Source organism: Agromyces capsici (assembly GCF_058349965.1).
The window spans coordinates 2,743,464-2,762,807 of sequence record NZ_JBYRET010000001.1 but is presented as its reverse complement, the minus strand read 5'-3'; the positions used below and the strand labels follow the sequence as shown (position 1 = coordinate 2,762,807).

The window sequence follows — 19,344 nt, the reverse complement described above, 5'->3', positions numbered from 1 at the left end:
GTGGATCTTCCGGTGCGGGGCGGACGGGGGCTACTCGACGACCGGCGGGGCGACGGTCTCGGCGTCGACGGTCTCGATGAGCTCCGGCTCCCAGCCGGCGTCGCCCTCGACGAGCGCGACCTGGTACATGGGCTGGATGAGCGCGTGGTCCTCGGCTCGCACCGTGACCTCGCCCTTGACCGACTCGAAGGTCCAGCCCTCGAGTGCGTCGATCATGCCCTCGACGTCGTCGCCGCCCTCGCGGACGGCCTGCACGATCATCTGCGCGGCGACGAACCCGTCGACCGAGAAGAGGTCGGGCTCGGCGCCGTTCTCCTCGAGGTGCGCGATCATGGCCTCCTCGATGTCGGTGCCGCCGGCGCCGCCGAAGTAGTGGTTGAGGAACGAGATGTTCCCCGACGCGTCGCCGTACGCCTGGTAGGTCGCGACATCCCCGAGGCCCGTGACGACCGGCGCGGCGTCGAACACGCCCTGCTGCTGCAGCGCGGTCCACATGGCGCCCGACGAGGCGCCCGCCCAGGCGACGAAGATCAGGTCGGGCTGCGCGGCGACCAGCTGCTGCGCGAACGGCGTGAACTCGGTCGCGTCCTCCGCGACGAGCACGCCCTCGACCGTGGCGCCCTGGCCGCCGAGCACGGCCTGCACGCCCGCGAGGTTGCCCTGGCCGAACGCGGTGTCCTGCGCGAACACGACGACCTTCTTGCCCTCGGCGTCGCCGATGAAGGTGCCCGCGGTCGCGACGTCCTGGTAGGTCTGGCGGCCGGAGCGGAACGTGTAGTCGTTGACGCCCGTGATGGCGTCGGTGGCGGCCGGGCCCGAGATGTAGAGGATCTCGTTCTGCTCGGCCTGCTCGGCCAGCGACGTGGCGATGCCCGACACGACGGTGCCCGCGAGGACCTTGGTGCCCTGGCCGATGAGGTCCTTCGCCTTGGCGACCGCGGTGTCGGGGTTGCCCTGGTCGTCCTCCCACGTGATCTCGAGCTCGCGGCCGTCGACCTCGCCGGTGCCCTCGGTGGCGTAGTCGAGGCCGGCCTCGAAGCCGGCGGTGTAGGCCTCGCCGTAGGCCGCGAGCGGCCCCGTCTGCGAGGTGATCATGCCGATCGCGACGGGCGCGGCGTCGGCCTCACCGGCGTCGCCTCCCCCGGCGGCGGTGGTCGGTGCGCAACCGGCCAGCGTGATGGCGGTGGCCGCGGCGGCGACGAGCGCCGGCGCGAGGTACTTCGGTGTAACCCGCATGCTGTGAGCCTCTCCAGATGACGTCGGTGTCGGTGAAACCTGACAGGTGGTTCAGGTCTCAGGAACGTACACTAGAGTCGATCGCGCACGACGCGCAACCCGAGGCGGGTTCGCACCACCCTCGCGCACCCCCGAGACGAAGGAGTCCCACCGAAATGAGCTTCCCCGACGTCGTCATCGTCGCCGGCGCCCGCACCCCGTTCGGCCGCATCATGGGCAACCTCGCCGGCCGCTCGGCCGTCGAGCTCGGCGCCACGGCCATCCGCGGCGCGCTCGAGAAGGCCGGCGTCTCCCCCGACGACGTCGACGCCGTGATCATGGGCCAGGTGCTCCAGGCCGGCGCCGGGCAGAACCCGGCGAAGCAGTCCGCGGTCGCGGCGGGCATCCCGTGGCGCGTGCCCGCGATCACGCTCAACAAGGTCTGCCTCTCCGGCCTGGTCGCCATCGCCGATGCCGCGCGGCTGATCCGCCTCGGCGAGGCGCAGGTCGTCGTCGCCGGCGGCCAGGAGTCCATGACCAACGCCCCGCACGTGCTCCCCGCGTCGCGCAAGGGTCACCTGTACGGCGCGATCGAGCTCGTCGACGTGACCGCGAACGACGGGCTGACCGACGCGTTCGACCACGAGTCGATGGGCTCGTCGACCGAGCGGTTCAACGAGCGGTACGGCCTCGGCCGCGCCGAGCAGGACGAGATCGCCGCCGCCTCGCACGTTCGCGCCGGCCTGGCGCAGGCCGAGGGCCTGTTCGACGCCGAGATCGTGCCCGTCGAGATCCCCCAGCGCAAGGGCGACCCCGTCGTCGTCACGACCGACGAGGGCATCCGGCCCGACTCGACGCCCGAGACGCTCGCGAAGCTGCGCCCCGCCTTCGCCGAGGGCGGCAGCATCACGGCGGGCAACTCCTCCCCGATCTCCGACGGCGCGGCCGCGGTCGTCGTCGCGAGTCGCGCATGGGCCGAGGAGCGCGGCCTGCCCTGGCTCGCGCTCATCGGGGCGTCCGGCCAGGTCGCCGGGCCCGACAACTCCCTGCACTCGCAGCCCTCGAACGCGATCGCCGCGGCCCTCGAGCGCGACGGATGGCAGGCCGCCGACCTCGACCTCGTCGAGATCAACGAGGCGTTCGCGGCGGTGTCGCTGCAGTCGATGAAGGACCTCGCGCTCGACCCCGAGACGGTCAACGTGCACGGCGGCGCCATTGCGCTCGGCCACCCGATCGGCGCGTCCGGCGCCCGGCTCGCGCTGCACGCCGCGCTCGAGCTGTCGCGCCGTGGCGGCGGCAAGGCGGCCGTCGCGCTCTGCGGCGGCGGCGGCCAGGGCGAGGCGCTGCTGCTTTCGCGCTGAGGTCCGCGTCCACCCACGGGTCCGGGCGGCGTTCGAGCTGGTGCAGAATGACACCACGCCCGGGCGCCGACCGGGCCCGGAGGGGTGCACATGAGCGAGACCACGATGGATGGCGCGGGGCACGCGCCATCCGCCCCGACCCGGCTCGACCACCGGCTGCGCCGCATGACGGGCCGCGACCTCGCCGAGCCGCATCGCACCGCCACGCCGCTCGAGCTCTTCTTCGACCTCGTGTTCGTCGCGGCGTTCAGCGCCGCGGGAAGCCAGACCGCCCACCTGCTCGAGCTCGGCCACTTCGTGCCGGCGACGTTCGGCTTCGTGTTCGCCGTGTTCGCGATCGCCTGGGCCTGGATCAACTTCACGTGGCTCGCCTCGGCGTACGACAACGACGACGTGTTCTTCCGGGTCGCGACCATGGTCGTGATGATCGGCGTCATCGTGCTCGCGCTCGGCCTGCCCCAGACGTTCAAGTCGATCGACGCGGGCGGGGAGCTCGAGAACGGCGTCGTCGTGATCGGCTACGTGATCATGCGCGTCGCGGTCGTCGCGCTCTGGCTCCGTGCGGCGAGGCACGATCCGCCCCGGCGGCGTACCGCGCTCATGTACGCGGGGCTCGTCTCGGTCGCACAGGTCGGCTGGATCCTGCTGCTGATCGTCAACCCGCCGCTGCCCGCGACGTTCGTCGTCTGGCTCCTCCTCGTGGCCTTCGAGATGGCGGGCCCGAAGATCGCCGAGCGCGTGGGCGGCCGCACCCCGTGGCATCCGCACCATGTCGCCGAGCGGTACGGACTGCTCGTCATCATCACCCTCGGCGAGATCGTGCTCGGCACGATCCTCGCGATCAGCGCGGTCGTCGAGGAGCAGGGCTGGGACGTCGAGGCCGTGCTCGTCACCGTCGGCGGCACCATGCTCGCGTTCGGACTGTGGTGGGTCTACTTCACGATGCCGTCGGCCGCGGTGCTCGCCAGGCACCGCGAACGCGGGTTCCGGTGGGGCTACGGCCATCTCGTGATCTTCGGCTCGCTCGCGGCGACCGGCGCCGGCCTGCACGTCGCGGCGTACGTCATCGAGGGCATCGCCCACATCGACGACACGCTCGCGGTGCTCACCGTCGTGATCCCCGTGGCCGTCTACTCGACCGCGCTGTTCACGATCTACACCGCCCTGCTGCAGGAGTTCGACCCGTTCCACATCCTGCTCTACGTCGGCAGCCTGCTCCCGCTCGCCGGTGCGGCGATGGCCGTCGCCGCGGGCGCCAGCATCGGTACCGGCATCGTCATCACGGCGCTGTCGCCGATCGTGGTCGTCGTGGGCTACGAGACGATCGGGCACCGGCACCAGGCGGCGGCGCTGGAGCGCGCGCTCGCCTGACCTGCCGTCAGAACAGGCTGACGGGCTTGACGATGTCGGCGTAGATGAGCAGCGCGCTCATCGCGCCGAGCACGATCACCACGGCGAAGGTCAGCGGCATCAGCTTGGCGAGGTCGACCGGCCCGGGGTCGGGCTTGCGGCGCACCTTCGCCCAGCCGCGGCGGATCGCCTCCCAGAGCGCGCCGGCGATGTGGCCGCCGTCGAGCGGCAGCAGCGGGATCAGGTTGAACACGAACAACGCGACGTTCAGCGACGCGAGGATGCCGACGAGGCCGGCGGCCTTCGACGCGAGCGGCACCTCGTCGAGGCTCGCGATCTCGCCCGCGACCCGGCCGACGCCGACCACCGAGATCGGGCCGTTCGGGTCGCGTTCCTCGGGCCCGAACGCGGCCTCGGCCACGTCGACGATCCGCTGCGGCAGGTTCAGGATGATGCCGGCCACGGCCTGCACGTTCGCCCCGACCTGGGGCAGCACGGCCGTCACCGGCTGGCGCACCGTCTCGGACGCCGGGCCGATGCCGACGAACCCGGCCTGGACCGTGACCGGCTCGCCCGCTGCATCCGTCACGACCACGCCCTGCTCGTCGGTCACGTACCGCTCGCTGAGCAGCGGCGTGACCTCGAGCTCGACCTCCTCGCCGTCGCGCAGCACGACCATGTCGATGGCCTGGCCCGGGTGATCGCGGATGATCGCGGTCGACTCGGTCCACGACTCGATGGGCTCGCCCGCCACGACGAGGATCGTGTCGCCAGGCTGCAGGCCCGCCTCGGCGCCCGGCGCCGCCGGGTCGCCGGACTCGCACGTCTGGCGCTCGCTCGTCGCGGGGAGCGCGCACTCGGAGACCGAGCCGATCGTGGTCGACGGCTGTGCGATGCCGAAGCCCATGAGCAGCACCCCGAACAGCACGATCGCGAGCACGAGGTTCATGAACGGCCCGCCGAACATGACGACGATGCGCTTCCACACGGGCAAGCGGTAGAACGCGCGGTGCTCGTCGCCGTCGGTGATCGACTCGGCGCTGGAGTCGCGTGCGTCCTGCACGAGCGTGCGGAAGAAGCCGGTGCTGTCCTCCTTGGCCGCGCCCCCCTTGCCGGGCGGGAACATCCCGATCATCGCGATGTAGCCGCCGAGCGGGATGGCCTTCACGCCGTACTCGGTCTCGCCCTTGCGCCTGGACCAGATCGTCGGCCCGAACCCGGTCATGTACTGCGTCACCTTGACGCCGAAGAGCTTCGCGGGCACGAGGTGCCCGATCTCGTGGAGACCGATCGAGACGGCGAGGCCGACCACGATGATGGCGACGCCGATGACGAATGCGAGCACGGAATCCACCCCGTCATCGTAGGGGCGATCCCTTGGTGCGCGCTGGCCGCGGGCTGTGAACGGATGGCGCGCCCGCCGGCCCTGCTACCCCTTGGCGATGCGCAGGTCGGCCGCGCGTCGCGCCGAGCGCTCCGCCTCGGCGAGCGAGTCGACGGTGAGGGTGCCGGAGCCGGCCTCGTGGCCGTCGACGACCTCGCGCACGGTGTCGACGATCTCGGTGAAGCCGATGCGCCCGGCGTGGAAGGCCGCGACCGCCTGCTCGTTCGCGGCGTTGAACACGGCCGGGTACTCGCCGCCCGCGCGGCCGACCTGCTTGGCCAGGCGCACGGCGGGGAACGCGCCCTCGTCGAGCGGCTCGAAGGTCCACTGCTGCGCGGTGGTCCAGTCGAGCGGCCTCCCGACGGCGGCGACGCGGTTCGGCCAGTCGAGGCCGAGCGAGATCGGCAGGCGCATGTCGGGCGGCGAGGCCTGCGCGATGGTCGATCCGTCGACGAACTCGACCATCGAGTGCACGATCGACTGCGGGTGCACGACCACGTCGATGCGGTCGTAGTCGACGTCGAACAGCAGGTGCGCCTCGATCACCTCGAGGCCCTTGTTGACGAGCGTCGCCGAGTTCGTGGTGACCACGAGGCCCATGTCCCAGGTCGGGTGCGCGAGCGCGTCGGCCGGCGTGACGTCGACGAGCTCGTCGCGCGGACGGCCGCGGAAGGGGCCTCCCGACGCCGTGAGCACGAGCCGGCGCACCTCCTCGTGCGTGCCCGACCGGAGCGCCTGCGCGATCGCGGAGTGCTCGGAGTCGACCGGCACGATCTGGCCGGGACGCGCGAGGCGCGTGACGAGGTCGCCGCCGACGATGAGCGACTCCTTGTTCGCCAGCGCCAGGGTCATGCCGCGCTCGAGCGTCGCGAGGGTCGGGCCCAGGCCGACCGACCCCGTGATGCCGTTCAGCACCACGTCGGCGTCGACGCCGCGGACCAGTTGCACGGCCTCCTCGACGCCGACCGCCGTGTGCTCGACGCCGAACTCGGCCGCCTGCGCCTCGAGCTCGGTGCGATTCGATCCCACCGCGAGGCCCACGACCTCGAACCGGTTCGGGTTCGCGCGGATGACATCCAGTGCCTGCGTGCCGATGGAACCCGTGGACCCGAGGATGATGACGCTGCGCACCCGACCACTCTAGGCCGCGGCCTCCGTGGCGGGCGGTCAGCGACGCGGCAGCACGGCGACGGATGCGGCCACGCGACCGGGCACCGCCACGTCGAACAGCCGGATCCGATCCCAAGTCGACCCGAACTCCGGCACCGTGCGCACGATCCGGCCCACGCCGTCGTCCTCGCCCGGCAGGCTCACGGCGAGCCGCGACGGCTCGATGACGCCGGCATGGCCGAGCGCGCGCAGGAGTGCCGCCTTCCGCGCCCACAGCGTGGCACGCACGAGCGGGCGAGCCGCGGCATCCATCGCCTCGAGCCGGTCGCGTTCCTCGGGGTGCAGGGCGACCTCGTCGACGAGCGGCCCGACGTCGGCGGCCGCGACCTCGATCCCGACCCCGATCGGATGGCGCGTGCCGACGGCCGCGACCACCACGCCGCCCGCCACCGCGGCGTCGGCGAACCACCGCGCGCCCGACGGCGTCGTCGGATAGCGCACCGTCGGGCGGCCGTGACGCGCACCGCACTCCGCGCAGGCGTGGTCGAGCTCGACGTCGTCGGCCGGGACGCCGGCCGTGGCCGCGAGGTGCGCGCGGAGGACCGCGTCGACGCCGGGCCCGCGTCGGCCGGTGGCGGCGACGACGGCGCGCACGCCGGAGTCGCCGAGTTCGACGACGTCGTCGGCGGTGAGGTCCATGCGCCCATGATGGCGCACCCGGCGCAGCCGTCTCGTCCGGAGCCGCAATATTCCGCCCTGCGCATACCGCGTGACGTAGCGTCGGAGGGTGAGTGAGATCGAGGCCGACTCCGTCCCCGCCCCGCCGTCGAAGCCCGGACCCGTGTACGGCCTCGTCCGCGGCGTCCTCCGACCGCTCGTCCGCCTGATCTACCGGCCGACGATCACCGGCGCCGAGAACGTGCCCCGCCACGGCGCCGTCATCCTCGCCTCGAACCACCTGTCGTTCGTCGACAGCATCGTCATCCCCCTCGCCGCGCCTCGGCCCGTGCAGTTCCTCGCCAAGTCGCACTACTTCACGGGCACGGGCCTGAAGGGCTGGGTCTCCCGCACGTTCTTCACGGCGATCGGCGCCGTGAGCGTCGAGCGGGGGGCAGGCGCCGCGGCGCAGGCCGCACTCGACCAGGGCCGGCGCATCCTCGAGGCGGGCAGCGCGTTCGCGCTCTACCCCGAGGGCACGCGTTCGCTCGACGGCCGCCTCTACCGGGGCCGGACCGGCGTGGCCTGGCTCGCGCTCACCACGGGCGCCGTCGTGGTGCCCGTCGGGCTCGTCGGCACGCAGGAGATCCAGCCCGTCGGTTCGAAGCTGCCGCGCGTGCGACCCGTGACCGTGCGCTTCGGTGCCCCGATCGACGTGAGCCGCCACGGCGGCGCCGACTCCGGGCGCGCCCGCCGCGCCGCGACCGACGAGATCATGGCCGCGATCCATGCGCTCTCCGGCCAGGAACTCGCCCACGCCTACAACGAGCTCCCCCCGCAGAGCACGTTCGCGAAGATCGCCGACCGCGTCGCGCCGCGCGAGCGCGTCTGATTCCCAGCGACCGGGGAGCCCGCGCCGGTATCGTCGGCACGATGAAGACGACGGCGCGCACGTGGATGGCCGCGCTCGCGGCAGCCGCCGCGCTCGCCCTGGCGGGCTGCAGCGCACCGGGCGACTTCGATCGCGGCGACGACTCGACCGGCGATCGGCGGATCCCGTCGACCGACCGATTCGACCCGGGCCTCATCGTCAGCGACGACGCGTTCTACGACGCCGGAGCCATGTCCGAGGGCGCCATCCAGGACTTCCTCGAGTCCCGCGACTGCCGCCCCGTCGACGACGTGCCCTGCCTCGCCGACTACCGCGAGGACGTCGCGGAAGTGCCCGCCGCCGGGCCCATGCACTGCGAGGCCGTCGAGGGCGGGTCGCGCCTGACCGCGAGCCGGATCATCGCCGAGGTCGCCGAGGCATGCGACATCAGCCCCCGCACGTTCCTCGTCCTCCTCCAGAAGGAGCAGTCGCTGCTCACGCATCCGAGCGCCCGCGGCTACGAGCGCGCGACCGGCTACGGCTGCCCCGACACCGCCGACTGCGACGCGCGCTACTTCGGCTTCTTCAACCAGGTGTACCGGGCGGGCTGGCAGTTCCGGCAGTACTCGGCCCAGCCCGACCGGCAGTTCAAGGTGGGCCGGGTCGACGTGCCGTTCCATCCGGATGCCGCGTGCGGGGTCTCGTCGGTCGAGATCCGCAACCAGGCGACCGCGAACCTCTACAACTACACCCCGTACCAGCCGAACGACGCGGTGCTCGACGACCCGTCGGGCGGCGACGACTGCTCGGCCTACGGCAACCTGAACTTCTGGCGGCTCTGGCACCGCTGGTTCGGCGATCCGCAGGAGGAGCGCCTCCCGGCGTACTTCCCACCGTGCTCGCGGCTCGTCGGCGGTTATCCGTGTCCGCCCGCGGCCCCGCCCGCGCCCGTCGCGCCCGGGCCGGCGTCGTTGCCCGCGATCTGACGCGGCGCATCCGGCGCATCGGGCGCACCAGGGCGGCCGTCGCGTACCGCGTCGCGCTCGTCACGCTCGTCGCGGACGAGCGTGACGGGCTCGTGGCGGACCGGGAAGTTGACGGAGGTCGCGATGAAGCACTTCTCGGACGCCTCGTGGTGCAGCGACTCCGCCAGCTCGCGCATCGACGGCTCGGCGACCGTGACCCGAGGGCGCAGGATCGCCTCGACCAGCCTGCCCCCGCCCCGGCCGTCCTCGAGCATGCGCGCGGACGCGGCATCCTGATAGCCGACGACGACCACCCCACGGGTCGTCGCGACGTGCAGGTACGAGAGCATGTGGCACTCGCTCAGCGCGGCGAGCACCAGTTCCTCGGGGTTCCAACGGTCGCGGTCGCCGTGGAACGCCCGGTCGCTCGACCCGGCGATCTCGTGGAGCTTGCCCGCGGCCCGGACGACGTGCTGCCGGCCGTACGCGCGGTACGACGACGTGCCCTGGCCGCGGTCGCCCTGCCACTCGACCTCGATCGCGTAGTGGTGCTCGCCGAGCATGCCGCTCCCCTCCGTCGCGGCGCCCGCCCGGGCGCCCGTCGTCGTCGATTCTGCACCACCCCGCCGACGGCGGCCCCCACGCGCGGCGATAAGCTGGCACGATCATGACTGACACCCAGATCCCCGTCGAATCCGTGCCCGCCGAGTCCGCCGCAGCGGCCGCCGCCGTGCCGCAGGAGCGACGGATCGTCACCGCGATCCCCGGACCCCGTTCGCAGGAGCTCCAGGCGCGACGCACCGCGGTCGTCTCCTCCGGCGTGTCCAGCGTGCTCCCGGTCTACATCGTACGTGCGAACGGCGCCGTGCTCGTCGACGTCGACGGCAACCACTTCCTCGACTTCGGCGCCGGCATCGGCGTGACGACCGCCGGCCACACGCCGACCCGCGTCGTCGAGGCCGTCGCCGGGCAGGCGCGCGACGTGCTGCACACGCTCTTCACGATCACGCCGTACGAGGAGTACGTGCGCGTCGCCGAACTGCTCGCCCAGCACACCCCGGGCGACTTCGCCAAGAAGACCGTGCTCGTCAACTCCGGCGCGGAGGCGGTCGAGAACGGCGTCAAGATCGCGCGCAAGTTCACCGGTCGTCGCGCCGTCGCCGTGCTCGACCACGCGTACCACGGCCGCACCAACCTCACGATGGCCATGAACTACAAGGCCATGCCGTACGCGACCGGCTTCGGCCCGCTCGCCGGCGACGTGTACCACGCCCCGAGCTCATACCCCTACCGCGACGGGCTGTCCGGCGCCGAGGCCGCCGCCCGCACGATCGGCTACCTCGAGAAGGTCGTCGGCGCGAGCGACCTCGCGTGCCTGGTCGTCGAGCCGATCCAGGGCGAGGGCGGCTTCATGGTGCCCGCCGACGGGTTCCTCCCCGTCCTCCAGGAGTGGTGCACCGCGAACGGCGTCGTCATGATCGCCGACGAGATCCAGTCGGGCATGGCGCGCACCGGCCGCTACTACGCGTCGGAGCACTTCGGCTGGACGCCCGACCTGGTGCTCTCGGCCAAGGGCATCGCCGCCGGCCTGCCGCTCGCCGCCGTCACCGGTCGCGCCGAGATCATGGACGCCTCGCAGCCCGGCGGGCTCGGCGGCACGTTCGGCGGCAACCCCGTCGCCTGCGCCGCGGCGATCGCCGTCTTCGAGGCCATCGACGAGGAGGACCTGCTGGCCGAGGGTCGCCGCATCGAAGCGACGCTCACGGCGGGGCTCGAGCGCCTTCGCGCGAAGTACGACGTCATCGGCGACATCCGCGGCCGCGGGGCGATGATCGCGATCGAGCTCGTGCAACCCGGCACCGGTGCGACCACGAAGGAGCCGAACCCCGAAGCCGTGGGCGCGGTGGTCTCGTACTCCGCCGAGCGCGGCGTGCTCTTCCTCAGCGCCGGCACGTGGGGCAACGTCCTGCGGTTCCTGCCGAGCCTGCGCATGACCGACGAGCTCATCGAGGACGCGCTCGGCGTGCTCGACGAGGCCTTCGCGGCCCTCGCCTGAGCCGTGGCTGCGACCTTCCCGGCCTCCGCCGCCGCCGAACTCGCGGTGCTCGAGCGCGGCGGCTTCGTCGAATCGCGCCACGTCGGCTCCGCGATCGTGCTCGCCTCCGACGGCGAGGTGGTCCGCACGCTCGGCGACCCCGCCGCGCCGGTGCTGCCGCGCTCGAGCATGAAGCCGTTCCAGGCGATCGCCGTGATGACCTCGGGCGTGACCCTCCGCGGCGAGGACGCCGCGATCGCGACGGCGAGCCACACGGGCACCGCACGCCACGTCGCGCTCGTGCGCGGCCTGCTCGCGCGCGAGTCGCTGCCCGCCTCGGCGCTGCGCTGCCCGCCCGACTTCCCGACCGACCGCGCCGCGCGCGACGAGCTCGTGCGCGCCGGCCAGCGGGCCGAGCCGATCACCATGAACTGCTCCGGCAAGCACGCCGCGATGCTGCTCGCGTGCCGCGCGAACGGCTGGTCGACCGAGGACTACCTCGATGTCGAGCACCCGCTGCAGAAGCGCGTGCTCGACGTGCTCGAGCGGCTCACGGGTGAGCGTCCCGTCGCGACCGTGGCAGACGGCTGCGGCGCCCCCGTGCATGCACTGAGCCTGGCCGGGCTGGCCCGCGGCATCCAGAAGATCGCCTCGTCGTCCGCGTCCTCGCCGTTCGCGCTGTTCCGCGAGTCCGCAGCGCTCGCCGACGGCGTCCGATCGAACGGCTGGGCGGTCGCCGGGCCGGGTCGGCCCGACTCGGTCGTGATCGACCGGCTCGGCGTGTTCTCGAAGTTCGGCGCCGAGGGGGTCCAGGTGATGACCGCACCCGACGGCACGACCGTGGCCCTGAAGATGCTCGACGGATCGTCCCGCGCCTCGGCGATCGTCGCGGCGCGCCTGCTCGCGGGCGCGGGCGCGCTCGAGCCGGCGGCCGTCGACGCGGTCGAGCCCGACCTCGGCCTCGACGTGCTCGGCGGCGGTGCCATTGTGGGCCGCATCCGCGCGACGGTCTGAGTCGATCGGATGCCGCGGCCCGTCGGGCCGCGGCATCCGAGTTCGCCTCCCGGGTCAGCCGGCGGACGCGGCGAGCCGCTTCGCCCTCGCGGCCCGCGACACCTGGGCGCCCACGACGATCACGAGCGCGACGATGAACACCGCCGACGCGATCACGTTCGCCTCCGCGGGGATGCCGCGCGACGCCGAGATGTAGATGTACTTCGGGAACGTCGACACGGAACCGGAGTTGAAGTTCGTGATGATGAAGTCGTCGAAGCTGAGCGCGAACGCGAGCATGGCCGCCGCCAGGATGCCGGGCAGCAGCAGCGGGAACGTCACGCGCCAGAACACCTGTCGCGGCGACCCGTACAGGTCGCGACCGGCCTCCTCGAGCGCCGGGTCGAGGCTCGAGACGCGCGCCTTGACCGTCACCACGACGAAGCTGATGCAGAACATCGTGTGCGCCAGGATGATCGTCAGCATGTCCTTCGGCACGCCCACGGCCAGGAACTGCGCCGCGAGGCCCGCGCCGAGCACCACCTCGGGCGTCGCCATCGGCAGGAACAGCAGGAGGCTAGTCGCCGAGCGGGCGCGGAACCGGTATCGCACCAGCGCGATCGCGATCATCGTCCCCAGGGTCGTGGCGACCGCGGTGGCGACGAGGCCGATCACGATGCTGTTGCCGAAGGCCTCGCACACCGCGCCGCCCTCGACGTTGCAGACGTTCAGCCACTTGTCGAAGGTGAAGCCGCGCCAGGCGATGTTCGACTTGATCGAGTCGTTGAACGAGAACACGAACGTGTACGCGATCGGGATCAGCAGGAAGATGAACGCCAGCGTCACGTAGACCGGCAGCAGCCAGTCGCCGAGCCCGACCCTTCTGCGCCGCGGCCGCTGCGGTCCGCGCCGGTCCTCAAGCTCCTCGCTTCCGGCCAGCCCGCCGAGCACGGCGCCGGCCTGCACCTCACCGCTCACAGCAGGTCCTCCGTTCCGGATCGCTTCACGTAGACGCCGACGAGCACGAGGATCGCCGCCATCAGGATGATCGAGAGCGCCGCGGCCGCCGGGTAGTTCAGCAGCACGAGGAAGTTCGCCTCGATCACATTGCCCATCATCTGCGTGTCCGGACCACCGAGGAAGTCACGACTGGCGTTGACGTAGTCGCCCGCCGCCGGGATGAAGGTCAGCAGGGTGCCCGCCACGATGCCGGGCATCGACAGCGGGATCGTCACCTTGCGGAACACCGTGAACGGGTTCGCGTAGAGGTCGCTGCCCGCCTCGAGGTAGCGCGTGTCGAGTCGCTCGAGCGTCGTGTAGAGCGGCAGCGTCATGAACGGGATGAAGTTGTACGTCAGGCCGAAGATCACCGCGAACGGCGTGCCGGCGAAGTACGCGTCGGGTCCGAGCAACCCGATCGCCTTCAGCGACGTCATGACGAGCGACTCGTCGGAGAGGATCTGCTTCCACGCGAGGGTCCGCAGCAGGAAGCTGATGAAGAACGGGGCGATCACCAGCACGAGCAGCAGGCTCTGCAGGAGTGGCCAGCGCCGCGCCTTCACGCCGATGAAGTAGGCGATCGGGTAGCTGAACAGGAGCGCGAACACGGTTGCCGCGAGCGCGTACCCGAACGATCGAAGGATGTGCGGCCAGTACTGCTCGACCACCGTGACATAGTTCTGCCAGTTGAACGCGTAGTCGTACACGCCGATGTCGCCGAACTCGCTCGGCGCCTGCAGGGAGGTCAGGACGAGCGAGATCAGCGGCGTCAGGAAGAACAGGACGAGGTAGAGGATGCCGGGCAGGAGGAGGAAGAGCGCGATCGGGCTCTTCCGCTTCGGTGCCTGCGGCTGGGCCTCCGTCGTCGCGAATGCTGCGAAGGCCATCCTCAGCTGCCCTCGAGCTCCGAGATCAGCGCCTCGCGACGCTGCACCGCGATCGACTGCGTGTCGGCGTCGGCCGGGAACCGGCTCGACTCGTCGGGTTCGTCGGCGAGCCCGAAGCCGTGCTCGACGTCCCAACTCACCCATACCTCTGCGCCCTCGGCCGCGACCGGACCGAACCCGACGTTCTGCGCGAACACCGAGATCGTGCCGACGCCCGGGACGGCGACGATGTACTCGGTGCTCACGCCCGCGAACGACACGTCGATGACGCGGCCGGGCCCCAGTGCATTGCGACCCGGGCCGGATGCCGGCTCGTCGAGGTGCAATGCGACCTTCTCGGGTCGCACGCCCACCGTGACGAGGCCCTGGTGCCGCTGCGCGCGCGCCGTGGGCACCGTGATGCGGTGGCCGCCGGCGTCGACCGTGATCGAGTCCCTCGTGGTGGCGACCACGTCACCCGTGAACAGGTTCGACTTGCCGAGGAAGTTCGCGACGAACGCGGTGCGCGGCAGCTCGTAGAGCTCCTCGGGCGCGCCCATCTGCTCGATCGCGCCCTTGTTCATCACGGCCACGGTGTCGGCCATGGTCATGGCCTCCTCCTGGTCGTGCGTGACGTGGAGGAAGGTCAGGCCGACCTCCTCCTGGATCGTCTTGAGCTCGAGCTGCATCTGGCGGCGCAGTTTCAGGTCGAGCGCGCCGAGCGGCTCGTCGAGCAGGAGCAGCGCCGGGCGGTTCACGATCGCGCGGGCGAGCGCGACGCGCTGCTGCTGGCCGCCCGAGAGCTGCGCGGGGCGCCGCTGCGCCAGGTGGTCGAGTTCGACGAGCTTCAGCGCCTCGTGGGCCTTGCCGAGCGCGTCGCCGATGCGCCGACGCTTCAGCCCGAATGCCACGTTGTCGACGATCGACATATGCGGGAACAGGGCGTAGCTCTGGAACACGGTGTTGACGGGGCGCTGGTGCGCCTTCGTGTCCGTGACGTCCTTGCCGCCGATGAGGATGCGGCCCTTGGTCGGCTCCTCGAGGCCCGCGACGAGCCGCAGCGTGGTCGTCTTGCCGCAGCCCGAGGGGCCGAGCAGCGCGAAGAACGAGCCGGCGGGGATGGTCAGGTCGAGTTCCTCGATGGCGGTGAACCCGGGGAAGCGCTTCTGGATGCCGACCAGTTCGAGATCGGCTCCGCGTTCGGCGAATTCGCGGACGGACATCACGAACCCAGGAGGATCTGCTGGAACTGCGCCTGGTACTTCTGCTCCTCCGCACCGGTGAGTGCGCGGAAGATGTGCGCGGTCGAGAGCGTCTCCTCGTTCGGGAAGATCAACTGGTTCTCGGCGAGCTCGGGGTCGATGGCCATGGCAGCCTCCTGGGCGCCGACGACGGGCGTGATGTAGTTCACCCACGCGGCGACCTCGGCGGCGACCTCGGGCTCGTAGTAGTAATTGATCAGCGTCTCGGCGTTGGTCTTGCGCGGCGAGCCGATCGGGATGAGGAAGTTGTCGTTCCACAGCGTGCCGCCGGCGTCGGGGATCGCGAACTGCCACTTGTCGCCGGCCTCGGCGTTGATCACCGTGATGTCGCCCGACCAGCAGATGGCCGCGAGGGTGTCCTCGCTCTTGAGGTCCTCGAGGTACGAGTTGCCCTTGATGTTGCGGATCTGGCCGTTCGCCACCTGCTCGTCGAGGATCTCGATGGCCGCGTCGAACTCGGCGTCGCCCCACTCGCCGGCGATGTCGACGCCGTTCTGGAGCATGATGAGGCCCATCGTGTCGCGCATCTCGGACAGCACGCCAACGCGGCCCTTGAGCTCGGAGTCCCAGAGATCCTGGACCGACGCGAGGCCGCCGGGCACCTTCTCGACGTTCCAGCAGATGCCGGCGAAGCCGCCCTGCCACGGCAGCGAGTGCTTGCGACCGGGGTCGAAGTCGGGGTTCTCGAGCGCCGGGGCGAGGTTGGCGATGTTCGGGATGTTGGCGTGGTCGAGCGCCTGCGTGTAGCCGAGTCGGATCCAGCGCGAGACCATCCAGTCGGTGAGGCAGACCGTGTCGGCGCCGATGTCCTGGCCGAGCGCGAGCTGGTCCTTGACCTTGCCGTAGTAGGTGTTGTTGTCGTCGACGGCGACCTCGTAGTTGACCGAGATGCCGGTCTCCTCCTGGAACCGCTCGAGCGTCGGGTAGTTGCCGTCGTCATCCTCGTCGATGTACGCGGCCCAGTTCGCCCAGTTGAGGGTCTTGTCGGTCGCGGACTCGTCTTCGGCGGCCGTGGGCTTGGCCTGGCCGCCGCCGGTCGAGCATGCCGCGAGCGCGAGCGCCGAGGCGCCGGCACCGGCGCCGGCGAGGAGGCTCCGGCGGGTCAGCTGCGCCTGGCGGGCCTGCGCGATGAGGGCGCGGACGATGGGGTCCTGGGGAAGGGGTCGGCTGCTCACGGAGGCTCCTATTCGATCTGCTGCGCGTGCAGGGGTGCGAAGATGATGACACACTGCGTGGCTGAAATCACGAGTTGATGTCCGAATCGTTAATTTCCGCGAACGCAACGCACGGAATCAGTGCCGATCACCGGCTTGGACGCACGGAATCCGTCGTCCGTCGCCCCGGCCAGAGCCGACGGGACGGCATCTGCCCGAGCGGGACGATCCAGCACTGGCGGACCGGGTCGTCGAGGAGTGGCGGCAGGCCCGCGCCCCGTGCCAACGCGCGGTACTCGACGGCTCCGCCGTGCACGACGACGGTGGCGCGCGACCGGGCCGCGTTCGCGAGCGCCCAGTTCGACGCCCACGCCTGCGCGTCGCCGATGACGATGCGCTGCACGCCCGGCGAGTCGGGTGACGAGAGCGCCTCTGCGGCCCGCGCCGCCGCGTCGGGTACGGAGTCGAGCGTGATCACGGTCGCGCCCGGCACGTGCGCCGCGATGGCGCCGGCGTCGGCCGGCGGCGCCGCGGCGACGATCGCGACGAGCGGGTGCCCGGCCAGCTCGAGCGGGTCGGTTGCGACCGCGTCCGGCGGTGCCGGCGGCTCCGCGCAGAGGAACTGGGCCCGGAGCCCTCGCCACTGGCCGGAGCCCGGCAGCGCGTCGTCGGCCCAGAGCTCCCCCACGCCGCCGGCGTGCACGAGGTCGGACCGCGTCGCGTGCCGGAGGAGGACGGTCGTGGTGAAGAGGTCGCGCAGGCCCGCGCCCAGTCCGGAGAGTCGAACGGCGGAGATCGCGACGGGGATGCCGGCACCGCGGGCGCCGCGGACGAGTTCCTCGACGCGCGCGAGCGCGGCGATGCGATAGTCGTCGGACCAGCCTGCGAACATCGTGTCGAGGTCGTCGATCACCACCGCGCACACGGGCACGCCCGTCACGACGGCGTCGGCCGCTCGATGCAGTCCATCCCACACGTGGCTCCGCGACCCGCCGATCCGGACCACGGCGCCCCGACCGCGACCACGCTCGATCTGCTCGGCGAGCGCGTGGATCAGGCCTGAGCGTCCGGATCCCGGGGCTCCCAGCACCGCGAGCGCTCCCTCACGGTCAGGCCGCCACTCGACCGCGGTGCGCCGCTGTCGCTCCGGGTCGTCCGCGACGCCGAGCACGACGGCGGCCGCTCGCTCGCCGGCACCGACCGCGTCGGCCTGCGCGCCGGCCGGCCGGCCGCACGCGAGCACCCCCTCCAGCTCGTCCAGTGTGACCGCGCGCGGAAGCGGGTCGAGCCAGGGCCTGCGAGGCCGACCCGCCCCGGCATGGTCGCGTCGTGCGCGGTCGAGGGCGCCGGCATCCGCGAATGCCGACTGGAATCCGACCGTGCGTCCGTCACCGGGATCGGCGACCGCCCTGCCCGGACGGCCGGGCGGGATCGCCGCGGCGGCATCGCTGCCGAGGATCGCGATGCTGTCGGCCCGGTGCAGCACGCGCAGCGAGACGCGGATGCCGCAGTTCGCCGTCACCTGATCACGGACCACGCCGTTGGGCCGTTGGGAGGCGAGGACGAGGTGCACGCCGAGCGAGCGTCCGCGGGCGGCCACGTCGGCGATGACGGCCCCGAGCCCCGGGAACCGCTCGACCATGGCCTGGAACTCGTCGATCACGACCACCAGCCGGGGAAGCTCGACGCCCTCGGCGAGCGCGGCGAGGTCGCGGACCCCGGAGACGCGGAGGACCTGCTCGCGACGACGGAGCTCGGCGCGGATGCTCGCGACCGCGCGCCCGGCCTCCGCCTCGTCGAGGTCGGTGACGATGCCGGTGACGTGCGGCAGGTCGGAGACGGGCGCGAACGCCGCGCCGCCCTTGAAGTCCACGAGCAGGAACGCCACGCGGTCGGGTGCGTAGGCCGTTGCGAGCGAGGTCAGCCAGGCGAGCAGGAACTCGCTCTTGCCGCTTCCGGTCGTGCCCGCGACGAGCGCGTGCGGGCCGGCCGCGAGGTCCAGCTCGAGCGCCCCCTGCTCGGCCAGGCCGACCGGCACACGGAGAGTGCGCCGATCCCCGGGGTCGGCGGGACGGCCCCGTGGAAGGTCGGTGACGGACACCCGATCCGGCAGTTCCGTCGCCCCGGTGCCGCGCCCGGCACGCCGAGCGGCGAGGTCGAGCGACGCGGCCCAGGCGGACGTCTCGGCCTCGGCGACCAGCTCGGGCACGATCTCGACGGGCGCGCGACCGGTTCGATGGAGGGTCGCCGAGCGGGGCGACGCGATCGCGACGACGGCGCCGAGTCCGGGCGGCAGGGCCGAGGCCCGGCCCGCCACTGCGATCACGAACGCGGTCTCGGCGGCGGTGGTCGAGGCGGCCCCGGCGGTTCCTCCGTCGAGTCCGGAGTGCTCGTGCACGAGGACCGTCGCGCCCGGTGCCGCGCACCGGCGATGCGGCAGCGCCTCGAGCCAATTCCAGCCGAGGCCCGGTCCGCGGACGGCGAGCCGGTCGGGGCCGGTCGCGTCGGCGCACTGGATCAGCGCCGCGCGGGCCGCCGCGCGCGCGAGCGCCGGCGCGCCGACGAAGCCGATCCCCGCGACGACGTCGACGCGGACGGGCGCGCCGTCGAGGCCGCCCGCGTCGCGGAGCAGCTCGGCATCATCGTCGTCTGCGGCGACGCCCTCGACCCGGAGCTCGCTGGCGACCGTCGCGCTGCCCACCGTCACTGTGCCGGGAGCCGGCCGGTGCCAGGCGGGCAGGGCGCGGCCGGCCGAGCTCCGGGCCGAGGGAGTGCTCCGCCACGCCGCGTCCCGCTCGATGTCGTGGGCTCGCTCGACCTCCTCGCGGAGCCGTTCCCGTGCGTCCCGTCGTGCTGCGAGGGCTCGACCGCGCGTCCGCGCGGCGTGCCGCCGGGCGTCGAGCATCGTCGCGACGGCGACCATCGGACCGAGTGCGGCGAAGAGGAGCGCGAACGCGGACCCGGTGATCGCCCAGATCGCGACCGCACCCACGACCGGGGCGATCGAGGCGATCCACGGGAACCCCGGTCGAGCAGGCTCCGGCGCGGCCGGGGGCAACGCGAGGGTCGCGGGACCGGTGGGGTTCGGACGATCGAGCACGCACCCATCGCAGCACGCATCA

The 19,344-nt window shown here is 72.2% G+C and carries 16 protein-coding genes; 6 read left to right on the top strand and 10 right to left on the bottom strand.

The genetic code is table 11. The features are described from left to right. Positions 1-30 precede the first annotated feature (30 nt). Positions 31-1,236: a substrate-binding domain-containing protein gene (locus AC3RKB_RS12840; protein WP_491436531.1), complete on the bottom strand. Its 1,206-nt coding sequence runs from the start codon at positions 1,234-1,236 to the stop codon at positions 31-33. A gap of 155 nt (positions 1,237-1,391) precedes the next feature. Here AC3RKB_RS12840 and AC3RKB_RS12835 point away from each other — a divergent pair, with 155 nt between their 5' ends. Together AC3RKB_RS12835 and AC3RKB_RS12830 are read left to right on the top strand one after the other, a co-directional pair. Beyond that, the gene (locus AC3RKB_RS12835; protein WP_491436530.1) at positions 1,392-2,576 is read left to right on the top strand and encodes an acetyl-CoA C-acetyltransferase; all 1,185 of its coding nucleotides are present in this window, start codon (positions 1,392-1,394) and stop codon (positions 2,574-2,576) included. Between the two features lie 90 nt (positions 2,577-2,666). After that, positions 2,667-3,947 (top strand): low temperature requirement protein A, encoded by a 1,281-nt coding sequence (locus AC3RKB_RS12830; protein WP_491436529.1) that lies wholly within the window; start codon positions 2,667-2,669, stop codon positions 3,945-3,947. 7 nt (positions 3,948-3,954) lie between these two features. Here the strand turns inward: AC3RKB_RS12830 and AC3RKB_RS12825 are convergent, their stop codons facing one another. The 3 genes from AC3RKB_RS12825 to AC3RKB_RS12815 all read right to left on the bottom strand — a co-directional run bounded on the left by AC3RKB_RS12825 (position 3,955) and on the right by AC3RKB_RS12815 (position 7,119). Then, on the bottom strand, positions 3,955-5,280 hold the full coding sequence (locus AC3RKB_RS12825; protein ID WP_491436528.1) for a M50 family metallopeptidase: 1,326 nt from the start codon (positions 5,278-5,280) through the stop codon (positions 3,955-3,957). A gap of 75 nt (positions 5,281-5,355) precedes the next feature. Beyond that, a complete protein-coding gene (gene dxr, locus AC3RKB_RS12820) occupies positions 5,356-6,441 on the bottom strand; it encodes a 1-deoxy-D-xylulose-5-phosphate reductoisomerase (protein ID WP_491436527.1) in 1,086 nt (361 codons plus the stop codon). Between the two features lie 36 nt (positions 6,442-6,477). Further along, positions 6,478-7,119, bottom strand: a complete 642-nt coding sequence (locus tag AC3RKB_RS12815; RefSeq protein ID WP_491436526.1) for a 4'-phosphopantetheinyl transferase family protein — start codon at positions 7,117-7,119, stop codon at positions 6,478-6,480. 88 nt (positions 7,120-7,207) lie between these two features. Between AC3RKB_RS12815 and AC3RKB_RS12810 the strand changes: the two genes are divergently transcribed. After that, a complete protein-coding gene (locus tag AC3RKB_RS12810; protein WP_491436525.1) occupies positions 7,208-7,969 on the top strand; it encodes a lysophospholipid acyltransferase family protein in 762 nt (253 codons plus the stop codon). Positions 7,970-8,010: 41 nt separating this feature from the next. After that, positions 8,011-8,934 (top strand): hypothetical protein, encoded by a 924-nt coding sequence (locus AC3RKB_RS12805; RefSeq protein WP_491436524.1) that lies wholly within the window; start codon positions 8,011-8,013, stop codon positions 8,932-8,934. Here the strand turns inward: AC3RKB_RS12805 and AC3RKB_RS12800 are convergent. Then, positions 8,865-9,476 (bottom strand): OsmC family protein, encoded by a 612-nt coding sequence (locus AC3RKB_RS12800; protein ID WP_491436523.1) that lies wholly within the window; start codon positions 9,474-9,476, stop codon positions 8,865-8,867. The two genes, AC3RKB_RS12805 and AC3RKB_RS12800, sit on opposite strands and share 70 nt — an antisense overlap. A gap of 104 nt (positions 9,477-9,580) precedes the next feature. On the opposite strand from AC3RKB_RS12800, the gene gabT reads away from it, so the two are divergent. Next, positions 9,581-10,969, top strand: a complete 1,389-nt coding sequence (gene gabT / locus AC3RKB_RS12795) for a 4-aminobutyrate--2-oxoglutarate transaminase (protein ID WP_491436522.1) — start codon at positions 9,581-9,583, stop codon at positions 10,967-10,969. A 3-nt stretch (positions 10,970-10,972) separates the two neighbouring features. Beyond that, the gene (locus tag AC3RKB_RS12790) at positions 10,973-11,962 is read left to right on the top strand and encodes an asparaginase (RefSeq protein ID WP_491436521.1); all 990 of its coding nucleotides are present in this window, start codon (positions 10,973-10,975) and stop codon (positions 11,960-11,962) included. 54 nt (positions 11,963-12,016) lie between these two features. On the opposite strand, the gene AC3RKB_RS12785 is transcribed toward AC3RKB_RS12790, so the two are convergent. From AC3RKB_RS12785 to AC3RKB_RS12765, 5 genes are all read right to left on the bottom strand, one after another. Further along, positions 12,017-12,802 (bottom strand): ABC transporter permease, encoded by a 786-nt coding sequence (locus AC3RKB_RS12785; RefSeq protein WP_491436825.1) that lies wholly within the window; start codon positions 12,800-12,802, stop codon positions 12,017-12,019. A gap of 113 nt (positions 12,803-12,915) precedes the next feature. After that, a complete protein-coding gene (locus AC3RKB_RS12780) occupies positions 12,916-13,827 on the bottom strand; it encodes an ABC transporter permease (protein WP_491436520.1) in 912 nt (303 codons plus the stop codon). Between the two features lie 2 nt (positions 13,828-13,829). Beyond that, positions 13,830-15,029 (bottom strand): ABC transporter ATP-binding protein, encoded by a 1,200-nt coding sequence (locus tag AC3RKB_RS12775; RefSeq protein WP_491436519.1) that lies wholly within the window; start codon positions 15,027-15,029, stop codon positions 13,830-13,832. Next, positions 15,029-16,243, bottom strand: a complete 1,215-nt coding sequence (locus tag AC3RKB_RS12770; RefSeq protein WP_491436518.1) for an ABC transporter substrate-binding protein — start codon at positions 16,241-16,243, stop codon at positions 15,029-15,031. Before AC3RKB_RS12770 ends, AC3RKB_RS12775 begins: the two co-directional genes overlap by 1 nt. 127 nt (positions 16,244-16,370) lie before the next feature. After that, positions 16,371-19,322: an FtsK/SpoIIIE domain-containing protein gene (locus AC3RKB_RS12765; protein WP_491436517.1), complete on the bottom strand. Its 2,952-nt coding sequence runs from the start codon at positions 19,320-19,322 to the stop codon at positions 16,371-16,373. Positions 19,323-19,344 lie beyond the last annotated feature (22 nt).